Raw genomic sequence first — 13,146 nt, forward strand, 5'->3', positions numbered from 1 at the left:
AAATTTAAAAAAAATATAAATAAAATGACTGTACATAACATAGGTAGGATCTCGGTGGTTTTATTGGTAGTGACATTGATCTTTTCGTGTGGACAAGACCCTAAAATGTCCGGTGCTGCACTGATCCCGCTTCCCGACAGGGTGAGTGAAGCTGAGGGTGCTTTTGAAATCAACAAATCTACAAAAATCCATGTACAACAAGGTGCTGATGACATGCATGGTGTAGCTGGCTTTTTGTCGGAATTTATTCATAAAGCTACTGGTTTTAATGTACAGGTAGTAGAGGATCTTCCTGAAGCAGGTAATTATATTTCCTTGGTACAATCAGGGGATGGAGAGGCCTATACGCTTGACATAAACCGCGATCGTATTCAGGTTGAAGCGGGTTCTGCGGCGGGTGCTTTTTGGGCAGTGCAGACGCTTCGTCAATTATTGCCTGTAGCGATCGAAAAGCAAGGGACTTATGAAGGGGTGTCATGGAAGGTGCCGGCGGGAAAGATAGAAGATGATCCAGAATACGCGTATCGTGGAAGTATGCTCGATGTAGCCAGGCATTTCTTTGATGTCAATGATGTGAAGCGTTATATTGATTTGATGTCAATGTACAAGTTTAATCATTTGCACCTGCACTTGGCGGATGATCAAGGTTGGCGGATAGAGATCAAATCATGGCCAAAACTGACCGAAATTGGTGGTAGTACGGAAGTAGGCGGTGGTGCAGGTGGTTTCTATACCCAGGATGAATACAAGGAAATCGTGCAGTATGCAAGGGAGCGGTTTATTACGATCGTGCCGGAAATCGATATGCCGGGACATACTAATGCGGCCTTGGCTTCTTATCCAGAACTCAATTGTAATGATGAGGCTCCAGAGTTATATACAGGTATCGAAGTAGGGTTTAGTACGCTCTGTACGGACAAGGAAGTGACCTATCAATTTATCGATGATGTGGTACGCGAATTGGTGGAAATGACGCCTGGTCCCTACATTCATATTGGTGGCGATGAGTCACACGTGACCGCTTTGGAGGATTACATACCATTTATAGAACAGGTACAAGATATAGTCAATTCATATGACAAACAGGCCATCGGCTGGGATGAAATCGCCCATGCGGCGTTGCGGCCAAGTACGACAGCCCAATACTGGGCAAAAGCAGATAATGCAAAAATGGCCGTGGAGCAGGGATCCAAAGTGCTGATTTCTCCAGCGAGCAAGGCCTATTTGGACATGCAGTATGATTCTACTTCCAAGTTGGGATTGCATTGGGCAGCGTATATTGAATTGGACAGTGCTTATATATGGGAGCCTACCGAGTTGGTAGAGGGGATTGGCAAGGATGATATTTTGGGAGTGGAAGCACCGCTGTGGACTGAGACGATTGAGACGATGGATGATATTGAGTATATGGTATTCCCCCGATTGGTCGGAATTGCTGAGGTGGCTTGGACCTCACCCGATAATCGGGATTGGGAGAGTTATAAGGCACGATTGCGCAAGCATACCGCCAGGCTGGAGGCGCTGAATGTGGATTATTACAGATCACCGCTGTTGAAAGATAAGGAAGAAGAAAAATAAAAAGCACGTAGGCCGATTTTCCCAAATCGGCCTACGTGCTTTTTTGTGGTGGCTTTTTTAGGGTTAGAGCAATGACGGATCGCTGAGCTTTCCTATAAACAAAATGGCCCCGCTGTGTTTTTCTTGGATAAAGAACAAAAATGGCTTGTCTAGCTTGATGATAGGGGGGCCAACTGGGGCGGCAGAAGTGGCGATTGCTTCTACAATTGTAGCCGCTGCAGCTTCGGTGCCTTTTTCATCCACTTCGATCATTGCATCGTGAATGACTCGGCTGATTTTTAAATCATCCGTTGGGGTGTCAAACAGTTCGGTGAAGTTTTGCTCGTCAAATTCAAATGGGGTAACCAATCCTAGTGCTTTTAGATCTTCTTTAAGGTTACCAATTTTTTTGTGCATGTTGAACTTGGGCATATGGAGGATGATGGTCCTTTCCCTTGCTGCGTTTCGCCATTGCAGGAGATTTTCTGAATTGAGCAGTTCTTCTACCTGATCTAAGTTCGGTTCGTCTGGTAGTAGTACCCCCATGGAATATTGTCCCGTGCTATAGGGGATTTCCAAATAGGTCAGGTGCTCGGGTTTATGGTAGTTTAAATTAGCAGGTTCTTGGGTGTTCATCATGTCCACATTGACAATGGTGTGTTCATCGACATGGAACGGGGCCTTTACTGTAGCGCCTTTTTTAAACTGGTATTTCCAATCTCCCTTGAAGTATATGGCATTCACCAAATACATGACAGCATCCTTATGGATGTAGTCCAGCATATTTTGAATGAGGTTATTGGTGTGGGCTTCTATCCAACTATTGATGATGTCCACGGAATTAGGGTTTGCCATGTTTAGGCCACTCAGCGCAGCAAAATAGTGTTGCTGGACAATTTGTTGAAAGGCTTCCTTTACGGTGAGGCTTTCTTTGTACCAGATGCCGTTGGCAATCTTAAATGTCACCTTTGGATCTACTTCCTGGAGGAATTGCGTGAGCCCTTCGTTGGCTATATTGGCTTGGTCAGCGGTGAGGTTATCGTACCTGAGGGTTTGAATGTACTCTTCAATGACTGTTCCTTTATTGCCGTTCATGGTCATGGATAGTGCCTGCTGAATACTGAAAGGACTGAAAAAGAGGTTGGTGTCGTCATGGTTCTTAAGCTTCAGGTAGAGGTCGATGGCAAAATCTCCGCTGTAGGTGGCTAGAGACTGTTCCTCCGCAGTCAGTGTTCGTAGGTTGGGCTGGATATCGCGGTCTTGGGGATCCCCATCCATGCATCCAACTGTGGAAACAACCATTGATAAAAGAAGAAAATAATTGAACTTTTTCATGGCACGGTCATTTGGTTTTATTACCAATACGGTCAAAATCAAGTAAGTGCTACACCAAAAAAGTAACCAAAAAAAACCGCCGCTACGCCACGGCGCACAGGTGTGCAGCTATTGGTCTAAAATTAAAGCCTACCCCTCATGCAGGCAAACTCCTCCTGTCTAAAGCCAAGAAGGCCTATCTAAAGCCAGATAAACCTTTTCTAGCTGCCAACATTCTTTTTGGCTATTATTTCGTCAAACAAGCCTGCCTTCTTGCCTGCCCGCTTTATGCATTAGGAATCGTTATGAGAGCTGAAACTACAAGAAAATCAGTCCCGGTCAATCGGGAAGAGAAGCAACTGATTTTTAAGTGGTTTCAGGTCGAAATAGATAGGCTAGTGCATAATGCGGGTTCAAAAGTACTGTCATAAACAAAAACACCGTCATAGCGGACCTGTCTGTGATAAAAGCCAGGTCGGCTGTGACGGTGATGAATAGTCGCCATCTTTTCAGTATCTATTTTTTAGGGTAGGCTATTTGGATTTTTCCAGTGCCCGCTCAATATCGGCGATGATGTCATCATGGTGCTCCAGTCCCGCAGAGAGCCTGATCAGCCCAGGGAGAATGCCTACGCGCTGGCGTTCATCTTCAGTGAGCTTGCTGTGTGTCGTGGAAGCAGGATGGGTAATGATGCTTCTGGTGTCCCCTAGATTGGCGGTGACGGTGATCATCTGCAGCTCGTCAATGAATCGCTGAGCCCTTTCAATTCCTCCTTTCAGCGTGAGTGTGACTATGCCGCCGCCATGTTTCATTTGCTTCTTGGCAAGGTCATGCTGCGGATGGGATTTTAGGAAAGGGTATTTTACAAATTCTAGCTCTTTGTTGTCCTCGAAATAAGACGCTACTGCCAATGCATTGGCGCAGTGTCTTTCCATTCTGACCGAAAGTGTTTCCATGCTTCTGGAGAGAATCCAAGCATTGAAGGGAGAAATAGATGGCCCCGTGTGGCGTGTAAAGAACTGTACATCTTTGATAAGTTCTTGCTTTCCAAGGATTAATCCGCCCAGTACCCGTCCTTGTCCATCGATGTATTTGGTGGCGCTGTGGGCGACGATGTCCGCTCCCCATTTGGCAGGCTGCTGGAGGTAGGGAGTGGCGAAGCAATTATCGACCACTAGGATCAAGTTGTGTGCTTTGGCAAACTTGCCGATCCATTCCAGGTCGATTACCTCTAGACCAGGATTGGAAGGAGTCTCTATGAAGAGCATTTTTGTATTGGGCTTGACCAGCTTTTCCCAGTTTTCGATATCCGAAATGTCCCCGTAGGTAGAAGTGATGCCCCATTTGGGAAAGACCCTTGTGAGCAGCTGGTGGGTAGATCCAAACAATGATCTGGAAGCAAGGATATGGTCTCCTTGTTGTAGGAGAGAAGCGATGCTTCCAAACATTGCGGCCATTCCAGAGGCAGTGGCGATGCCGTCTTCGGTGCCTTCCAGGGCACAAACCTTTTCGATCAAGTCCGAGCTGTTGGGGTTTGCATACCTGGAGTAGATATTGCCCGGGATTTCCTCTGCAAACATCTGACGTGCCTCTTCGGCACTGTCAAAGGTGAAGCTGGAGGTCATGTAAATGGGGGCAGAATGCTCCCGTTGGTTGGATTTGGATGAAGCGATCCTGATGGCTTCTGTTTCAAAATGCTTATTTGACATGGTATTTAATATCTTTCAGTTTTATAGAATCGGTCATTAATCAAGAAAAGTCAATATTAGTCGAACATGGCATAGACCCACGAAATCCGATAATGGATAAGAAAAAAGCGGTGAAAAGGCAGATTGGTCATAATGTCTAATTTATAGGTCCCTAATTCGTTTTGGGCAGGTTTTGGCACCTTTTCGCAGCAGCGAATGGTTGCCAGAGGGTCAAAGAGCCTGGTCTCTCGCCTCTTCTGTATAAATCAGTCTCCTGAAGTCATGCAAAGTAACATCAGCCCGGTTGATTTTCCAAACAATTTGGCTTTTGAGTGTACAGGAGGATGGCCTATGGAATGTGTGGTTCAAGCATTTCTGCCCATCCCTCATAGCCCAGTTTGGTCATGTGGAGGCTGTCGGAGAGGAAGATTTCCGGCTTGGGTCGTCCTTCTTCATTAAGGGCAATGTCCCAAACATTAACAAATGCAACCCCGCTGGTCTTTTCGGCATATACTTTCAATAGCCGGTTTAGTGATTCATATTCTTCTCTGAGCTGCCAACGAGATGGACTGGGTTTGGGGCTTATGAGGACTATTTCAGTTTCTGGAAGTGCTGCCTGGAGTTTGCCGACCAGTTTTTGCATGGTGTTCAGGATGGTGACGGGAGTTTTACCGCTCGCCAGGTCATTGTCACCTTCGTAGATAAAAACCTTGTGTGGAGCGTAGCGAATGATCAGGTCATCAGCATAATGTAGCAATTCAAACGTCTGCGAACCCCCAAACCCGGTATTGACTACCGTCACGTCAGGGAAAAAGCGGTTGATGTCCTTCCACATTCTCACACTGGAGCTTCCTGTAAAAAGATAAATATCTCCTGATGGTACAGGGGTGTTGGAGACAATTTGATCTACTTCTTTTTGGAATTTTTCCGGTTTGTCCTGTGCTGATAGTGCATGGATAATGCATGCTTGGAGAAGTACAAGTAGTATGCCTGTGATACGGTGAAATGAAGCTGAGAGGGACATTTGTGCTAGTGGTTAGTGTTAAGGTTTTATCAGTTATTCTGTTATGTAAATAACTAAAAATATTGGAAAAGGAGAAATGTTAATACATCTGAAAAGGGAACGGAGTGTTTAAACCCGGATCCCGAATGCCCAAACTGGGTCTAGCTTATTTTTTCATTTCCGAACATATTGTCGTACATAGGCGGTACCTGTGCGATTTTGGTCAATGAGATTTAAAAGGCTTTGACGGACTGGGCAGGAGTTTTTACACCTTGAAAGTGCTGATTGGTGGCATTATAGGGTGTTTTCATCACATTGGTTATTGGATGTGTTTTCCGGTGCGTAATTTCAGAGGATTGTTGCTCGCTTTTTGAGTGGAAGAAGTGGAGTATCCCAATGAAATAGATTGTCAATGGAAAAAGTGAAAGCATTCTTTTGGTTTTGCAGTGGCGCCAATATGGCCATTCTTAAAAAATGTCCTACCGAAACGAACAAATATGTAGGAATCGGAGGTACGGTATTCTTTACAGGCGTATTGGCGGGATTGTCGGCTGGATATGCCCTGTACACGGTATTTGAAAGTTGGTATTTTGCGGTGACTTTTGGGTTGGTCTGGGGCGTGATGATTTTCAATTTAGACCGTTTTATTGTATCAAGCATGAGGAAGAAAGAAAGGTCTTGGGCTGAGTGGAAGCTGGCCTTTCCCCGGCTATTGCTCGCCGTGTTTTTGGCGATGGTGATCTCCAAGCCGCTGGAATTGAAGATCTTTGAGAAGGAAATCAATCAAAAAGTGGGGGAGCAAAAGGTGGTGGAGATGCAAGAGGCCAAAGAGAATTTGGGAGCTGCTTTTCCCGAGATAGTCCGTCTGGAACGGGAGAATCAACAGCTGCGCGATGAAATTGCGGCAAAGGCCACCTTCAGGGATCAGGTACAAAAGGAGTATGATGAGGAGCGTTTTGGGATAAAGACCCCAGGCACCACGGGCGTAGTAGGCTTGGGGAGCAATGCAAAAAAGAAAGAAGAGCAGCTGGATGCAGCCCAACAGGATTTGGAGCGAATGCAGGAAAGGAATTGGGCGAAGATCGATGAGAATGAGAGGGAGATCGCAGCAGTATTGGCCAGAAAGCAACAAGTGTTTGAGAAGCAGCAAATTTCAATCGATCAGCTTGACGGGTTGGCAGCTAGGATGCATGCCCTGTCGGAGCTGACAGGGGAGAGTCAAGCGGTCTATCTGGCCAATTTTTTCATTATGTTGCTTTTTGTGGCGATGGAAACTGCTCCTGTGCTGGTCAAGTTGATGGCAGGAAGAGGGCCTTACGACCAAATGCTGGACAAGTCAGAGCGTGCTGTAAAGGTGTATGCCGATGAGTACAACTATAAAAACCAGGCTGAAAGCACCAGCCGGATCCGGGTATTCGATGAGGTGATCGCCGCAGAGACCTTATCGCTCATTAAGAAAAAACTCCATCGCAATGAGGTCTTGACCGAAGCAGAAATGAACCTTCTCGAAAAGCGGATAAAAGATGCCAATGAGCTTAAAGGACAGGACAAAACTGAGCATCAGGAGGAGGCCATTAAAGATTAGTCTATAGTGAAGCGGTTCGTAGGTTGTTAGGGGTTGCGGTTTGCGCAATTCCTTCCAGTCTGTCCATTACTTGAGGGATGGATTTCCACTCGGTAAGGTTGATGACAAATACGATCCACCCAAAGAATTTTCCCGGATTGGCTATTTTGTTCCCGATTCGGTGAATGGCTTGGTCGCGGATCATGAAGCATCGATCAATATCCTGGGTGGTGCTGTATTCTTGGGCAAACTTCCATGCCCCGTCCCTAGCGATTTGGATGCTGAAATTGAGCAGGAGTTCATCTTTCCCATCGGCCAGCTGGATCAGAAAACCAAATAGTGGAGAAATGATGGAAAGGTTGGTTTTTACACCGTCCACCATGCTTGCCAAGATAATGTTGATCTTATCAAAGTCATCTTTTATGGTCTCCAGGCCGTTTCCCTGCATGGTTTGGACGGTCGCAATGCCTAAGTCCAGGTTGATGTGGGCGTTTATGCCCAAGAGTAAATGCTGGAGAATAACCTTTCCGGTTTTTTTGGTGGTGTCAAAGGCACAAAGCCAGCTTTGACTGGTGGGGACCCCAGAAAGGTAGTTCTCGTACGCGTCGAAAAATCGCTTGGCAAAGATGATGTCAAGTCGCTCCATGCGTGCGTTGTCTTCAAACTCTCCAAGGTCTATTCCTTCTTTTATCCTCTTGGTGACTTGCCGATACAAAATGGCAAAGTAGCCAATTCTGCTTTTTTGTGTTCTGCAGTCGGCTACTATTTGATCCATTCTGGTGATTACCTCTTCTATTGAAAGCATAGTCGAAAAGTCCGTGCAATTGGTATGTTTTTTTTAAGATAATAAAATTATTGATGTTTTTGGTTTAATTCGACCTGTATGGAGCGTTTTTCGAATGTGATGGGTAGTTTGTGATTGTTTTGGGAAAGTTGGGAAATTATCGAGATACTATGGCTTTCTTAGGAAAGTGGAGAATTAATCGTTTTAGTATGGATTGTAGAGGTGTAGTTGTATTTCGGATGGAGTGGGATTAAGTGTTGATTAAGGAACTGAACGATTGATCGGAGAAATTATTTTTGGTGTTTTATTGTAATCAAAAATATTTTTATTAAGTTTAAAGAAGTTTTGGTTCTAAAAACGAGGATTAACTTCCTTTTTTCCAAAATATATACGGCTGTTAGTCAGTTAAAATAAACCCATTCGAGGAATCTCTGCAAGGATTCCTCTTTTTTTTGTCTTTTTTTAAACCAGTTTTCGTTTGTTTTGCATAAATAATTTGATTTTCGTGTTGTTTTTAAACCTGTTTTTTGATTTTTAACAAAATCAATTTTCTATTGGGCTGTTGTATTAACCGGTTTTTGGTGTAAGTGTCAGTTTTTAAGTGTATTAGGTTTTTATTTTAGCCTGTTTGTGCTACTGGTAGGCTTTGAGCCAGTGTAAAGCTCGTTCCTGACTTGGTGTTAATTAATTGTTAAGTAGGTGTGGCGAGTTGGGGGATTTGGTTCTATATGATTTGGTGTGGGTAAGTATTAGGGTAGATTGTTAAATTTCAGTGAAATGGCTCCTTTAACCTTTGTCACTTTTTTGCTACAGGTCAAAAAAGTGACCAAAAAACCCTGCATACATGCAGGTAAACTCCTCGTGTTTAGCTTCCAATAACCATTTTTCCCACTATTTCGTCAAACAAGCCTGCCCTTTTTCCGCCTGCTTGTTTAATTTCTTCACGCCCAATAGCTGCTAGGCGGATGATGTCCTTGGGGCTATTTTACTAGGTGATGATTAATCATCAGGATTTTTGAAAAAAATCTACCCACTGTAATCCATATAGAGCCTGGGGTTTATAGGATCAGGCCATACTTCTTGGGTTTATCTGCAAGGAGGATTAACCTCAGTTCGATTATAAAACCGTCACTGCGAGGCTTAGAGGTAGGCCTGAGCGGGTGGAAGCCGTGGCAGCTCGCCGCGGCGAGTTGCCACACCCTTTTCCAACCCACATCCTCCTAAAAAGGGTTCGCAATAACGCTTTTTATAATAAAAATAAGTCGAGCTCAGGTTATTACAAATGCCTTTCTCAACAGTTTGCATTTCAAATGTGGAACAAAAGATAGGGGTATGGCAAAGGCGTTTATTAAAGTGAAGGGAAACGAATCACGTGTAGGGTGAGGATCATCCGTGCCGCTGGCACTTTAACGCTGTTTATGCGTTAGGAATCACATTCAAGACTGAAAAAGAAAGAACATCAATTGGCTTGAAGATTGAGGCATTCGCCGCGACGGATCAGGTCACAATACCTGTGGTTGTGGGGTAGATAGGCCAATGTATCTTCTTGCCAATAATATAAAAGCCATTCGTTTAAATGAATGGCTTTTGACATTATGGGATTACGTACGGTGTCGTGACCGTGTGCGGTTTACCCATAATTATATTCTGGTTTCCAGTTTTCGATGGTTTTGTTGAACAGGGAATGGTTGGCCAAATGGATGCAGGTGGCGGTAGTGGCGCCACTGATGACATTAGAGGCTGGGTATTCTTTGTTCTGAATGGATTTATAAAAATCGCTGAAGGCATACCAAGTTCCGTCTTTGGTCTTTTCTTCCAAAATAGGGATTCCTTTACCTTCTTTCCAAGTGAGCTTGGTGGCGCCAGATACGCCATCGACAATTTGCAATTCATCCATTCGCTCTTTTTCAGGATAGAAATATCCTTCACTCATCAATAGCTCTACGGTTCCTTGTGTGCCTTTGATTGAGAAAGAATATCCTTCTCGTGCGTTGCTGCAGGTAGCACCAAAATTACCGATCATCCCTTCCTTTTCATATCTTAGGAGAAGCTGTACATTATCGTAGGTTTCTCGACCATCGTGATAATTGTCGATCCCTCCCGTTCCGATGATGGTGTCAGGGTGGGTCTCGAAGGCCCAGTTGATGAAGTCAATTTGGTGGGAAAGGAGTTCGGCGGGAAGTCCTCCGGAAAATTCCCTATACATTCTCCAATTAATGATCCTTTCCAAGGAAGGATCGGGAACAGGTCTTTTCCAATTCCAGTTTCTGTCCCATCGGGAATCGATTTGGGTGATTTTTCCCATATAGCCCGATTGGATCATATCTTTTACTTTATAGTACAGAGGAGTGTAGCGATATTGGTGGCCTACCTGAAGGGTAAGTGAAGGATTCTTCTTCACCAAATCGATAAGCTCCATGGCCTCAGGGATGTTATAGGTCATCGTTTTTTCGAGATAAACATGCTTTCCTGCTTGCAGGGCTGCTTTTGCCGGGGCAAAATGCATGTTAAGTGGGGTAGCAATGGCCACTGCTTCTAAGGAGCTGTTATCCACTAAATCTTGGTAGTTTTTGTAGGATTTGGCTTTTAGGTCTGGGAAAGCTTTGCGGGTTTGATCCAGCCGAAAGTCCATGTTGTCACAAATGGCGACGATCTCAAATTGCTCAGGCATGCCCGACATGACGTGCATTAGTCCCTTTCCCCTGTCTCCACAGCCTATGACGCCTATTTTGATAGGACCTTTATCGGTGTTGTTTCGGAACGCGTTTGCGAATTGGTAAGGGAGAATGGATCCGCCTAAAACTACACCACCGGTTTTCATAAAGTCCCTTCTATTCATGATTGCATTTATTAATAATTTGAACGATTATATTTCTTGACAAGGTTTAAATATATAAGATTAATGGTTGAAAGAAAAATGAATAATTTTTTAGTGGGGACATGGTCTGGTTGTTTGGTGGTTTTACGGTGTATTAGGTAAACGGTAATGAAAATTGTAATTCTTCCTATATTTGAACCTGTTATAAATCAAAAGCAACCGAAATGTATTTGTTTGGAGCATCTGGTCATGGCAAGGTCGTGATCTCAAATTTGGAAAGCCAAGGTGAAGTAGTCCACGGTTTGTATGATGACGACCCTTCCGTCAAGGAATGCTTGAATTATCCGGTATTTCAGTGGGACGGTACTGCTGATATTAGCCAACATTTAATTGTAAGTATTGGGGATAATTCCATACGGCGTCAAGTGGTGGAGAGGCTGTTGGGAAGAGTGGTTTATGGCAGGGCAATTCACAGGCATGCGCTAGTCAGTGGCCATGCGGTAATAGCTGCGGGAACTGTGGTGATGGCAGGGGCCGTTATTCAGCCCGACGCCAGGATCGGCTCCCATGTCATTGTCAATACATCGGCTTCGGTAGATCATGATTGCAGGGTCGGGGATTATGTACACATCGGGCCAAAAGCAGTCCTGTGTGGAGAGGTGAAGATAGGAAAGGGAGCTTTGATCGGTGCAGGGAGTACTTTAGTGCCAGGGATTCGTGTGGGGGCGGGCTGTGTGATTGGTGCGGGAAGTACGGTGTTACGGGATGTGGCTGATGGGGAAAAAGTATGGGGGACAGTAAAGTGAAACGAGTATGAAAGAAAATAGGATCCGGGCATCGGTGCCTACGATTACGGACGAGCGCTTGTTAGATGAAATGGATCAGCAGGGAGCATTGGTGGAGATTGCCGCAGGGGAAGCGATCATGGAACCAGGAAAATTTATAAAGACCGTGCCGATCGTGTTGGAGGGCGCCATTAAGGTCTTGAGGTTGGACGAAGAGGGAAAGGAGCTTTTCTTGTACTACCTGTATCCCGGCGAGACATGTGCCTTGTCACTAACCTGTTGCGAGGCAGGGAGGGCAAGTGAAGTAAAAGCAATAGTGGAAGAAGATACCAAGATGCTCATGGTTCCTGTCCAGTATCATGAGCAGTGGTATGAGCAGTATAAACAATGGAAAGATTTTGTCATGGCAACGTACCAAAAGCGTTTTCAGGAAATGCTGAAAGTGCTTGATTCTGTGGCATTTCTTAAAATGGATCAGCGATTGGCCAGGTACTTGGTGGCCAGAATGAAGAAAAACGGCACCACTGATCTTTCCATTACCCATCAGGAAATAGCCAATGAACTGGGGACTTCACGGGAGGTGATCTCCAGGCTCCTCAAGCAATTGGAAAAGAAAAAGTGGATTGAGCTGGGACGAAACAGGATCTTTGTCCGGGGTGATTTTGAGGAACTGGCAGAAGTGGGAAGGTGATGTTGATCAGTAACTATGGTTTTTTGGACTTGAGCACTAAAAGGGGCGTGGTAGTGTGGAGGGCCATTTCCGCACAGTGGCTAGTCCTGAAAAGGTAGTCAAAAAAGCCGTGGTGTTTCGAAAACATGGTCAGAAGTGTTCTGGGGTGGTGTTGGGCGTATTGTTGTAGTCCTTCGTTGACCTGATCGGCATTTAACGTGTCAAAGGTGATGGACAACTCGGGGAACCGGTCTTTTAAAAACATGGACAATTCCGAAAAGGGTATTTCGGGAAGTGGGTCGTTGTCCTTTTTGATGTGGATGATTTGATATGGGAGTTTGTAATGACGGGTAAGTGCAATAAGTTGGCCCAAAAAGACAATATCTTCCCTGTTTAGCTCCATGGCCATGGAGATAGTATCTACTGCCTTAAACGTGGCGCTGGCGGGAATGGTAAGTACAGGCGTACGGCTTAGCCGGATAACCTCCGAAGTGGTTGAGCCAAATATTTTGGAAGGGAAGTCACTTTTTCCTTGGCTGCCCAGAATGATCAAGTCATAAGCCCCTTTTTCGGATTCCGCACAAATGGCCGAAGAGGGTGCCGTCTGCTCAATCAGGTAGTTGGTTTCTATTCCTTCTTTATTACAAATCTTTTTCAAGGACTGCAATGCCTTTGTGGCTTGCTGCTCTATCGTGGTAATGTATTCGGCTGTTTGGGCCGCAAAGTCATATACAGGCGTGTAAGCAAACAGCAGCGTAATTGAACTGCTGTGAGCTTTGGATAGATGCAGTGCGAAATCCAATGCGTTTTGCGCATTTTCGGAAAGATCAGTACCTACTAATAATTTCATCCTTGGTCATAAATGCCTATAACAATTAAAGATAACAACATTGGAGGATATTCTCAATAAGAACGGGGCTGATATAATGTAACAAAAGTCACTGAATAAGCGGAATGGATAAG

Annotated in this window: 10 protein-coding genes and 1 riboswitch; of the genes, 4 read left to right on the forward strand and 6 right to left on the reverse strand. The window is 44.8% G+C overall.

The genetic code is table 11. The annotated features are described in order from the left end of the window. Nucleotides 1–24: 24 nt before the first annotated feature. Entirely contained in the window at nucleotides 25–1,578 is a 1,554-nt protein-coding gene (locus tag FDP09_RS10350; RefSeq protein ID WP_137402599.1) for a beta-N-acetylhexosaminidase, read from the forward strand. Nucleotides 1,579–1,641: 63 nt separating this feature from the next. On the opposite strand, the gene FDP09_RS10355 is transcribed toward FDP09_RS10350, so the two are convergent. The 3 genes from FDP09_RS10355 to FDP09_RS10365 form a co-directional block, all read right to left on the reverse strand. Continuing rightward, entirely contained in the window at nucleotides 1,642–2,892 is a 1,251-nt protein-coding gene (locus FDP09_RS10355) for a serpin family protein (protein WP_137402600.1), read from the reverse strand. A gap of 512 nt (nucleotides 2,893–3,404) precedes the next feature. Next, the gene (locus FDP09_RS10360; RefSeq protein WP_137402601.1) at nucleotides 3,405–4,580 is read right to left on the reverse strand and encodes an O-succinylhomoserine sulfhydrylase; all 1,176 of its coding nucleotides are present in this window, start codon (nucleotides 4,578–4,580) and stop codon (nucleotides 3,405–3,407) included. Between the two features lie 138 nt (nucleotides 4,581–4,718). Then, nucleotides 4,719–4,827, reverse strand: a riboswitch (SAM riboswitch). Nucleotides 4,828–4,908: 81 nt separating this feature from the next. Then, nucleotides 4,909–5,583 carry a GDSL-type esterase/lipase family protein gene (locus FDP09_RS10365; RefSeq protein WP_137402602.1) on the reverse strand — a complete coding sequence of 225 codons (675 nt, stop codon included), beginning with the start codon at nucleotides 5,581–5,583 and terminating at the stop codon, nucleotides 4,909–4,911. A gap of 391 nt (nucleotides 5,584–5,974) precedes the next feature. Here FDP09_RS10365 and FDP09_RS10370 point away from each other — a divergent pair, with 391 nt between their 5' ends. Beyond that, nucleotides 5,975–7,147, forward strand: coding sequence for a DUF4407 domain-containing protein (locus FDP09_RS10370; protein ID WP_137402603.1), 1,173 nt, complete (start codon nucleotides 5,975–5,977; stop codon nucleotides 7,145–7,147). 1 nt (nucleotide 7,148) lies between these two features. On the opposite strand, the gene FDP09_RS10375 is transcribed toward FDP09_RS10370, so the two are convergent. Both FDP09_RS10375 and FDP09_RS10380 read right to left on the reverse strand, forming a co-directional pair. After that, on the reverse strand, nucleotides 7,149–7,931 hold the full coding sequence (locus FDP09_RS10375; RefSeq protein WP_137402604.1) for a DUF5995 family protein: 783 nt from the start codon (nucleotides 7,929–7,931) through the stop codon (nucleotides 7,149–7,151). Nucleotides 7,932–9,540: 1,609 nt separating this feature from the next. Then, nucleotides 9,541–10,749, reverse strand: coding sequence for a Gfo/Idh/MocA family protein (locus FDP09_RS10380; RefSeq protein WP_137402605.1), 1,209 nt, complete (start codon nucleotides 10,747–10,749; stop codon nucleotides 9,541–9,543). Between the two features lie 203 nt (nucleotides 10,750–10,952). On the opposite strand from FDP09_RS10380, the gene FDP09_RS10385 reads away from it, so the two are divergent. Together FDP09_RS10385 and FDP09_RS10390 are read left to right on the forward strand one after the other, a co-directional pair. Then, nucleotides 10,953–11,534: an acetyltransferase gene (locus FDP09_RS10385; RefSeq protein WP_137402606.1), complete on the forward strand. Its 582-nt coding sequence runs from the start codon at nucleotides 10,953–10,955 to the stop codon at nucleotides 11,532–11,534. Between the two features lie 7 nt (nucleotides 11,535–11,541). Further along, on the forward strand, nucleotides 11,542–12,204 hold the full coding sequence (locus tag FDP09_RS10390) for a Crp/Fnr family transcriptional regulator (RefSeq protein ID WP_137402607.1): 663 nt from the start codon (nucleotides 11,542–11,544) through the stop codon (nucleotides 12,202–12,204). A 13-nt stretch (nucleotides 12,205–12,217) separates the two neighbouring features. On the opposite strand, the gene FDP09_RS10395 is transcribed toward FDP09_RS10390, so the two are convergent. Further along, nucleotides 12,218–13,033 carry a universal stress protein gene (locus FDP09_RS10395; RefSeq protein WP_137402608.1) on the reverse strand — a complete coding sequence of 272 codons (816 nt, stop codon included), beginning with the start codon at nucleotides 13,031–13,033 and terminating at the stop codon, nucleotides 12,218–12,220. Nucleotides 13,034–13,146: the final 113 nt, after the last annotated feature.

This window comes from Echinicola rosea, assembly GCF_005281475.1.
Classification (GTDB): Bacteria; Bacteroidota; Bacteroidia; order Cytophagales; family Cyclobacteriaceae; genus Echinicola; species Echinicola rosea.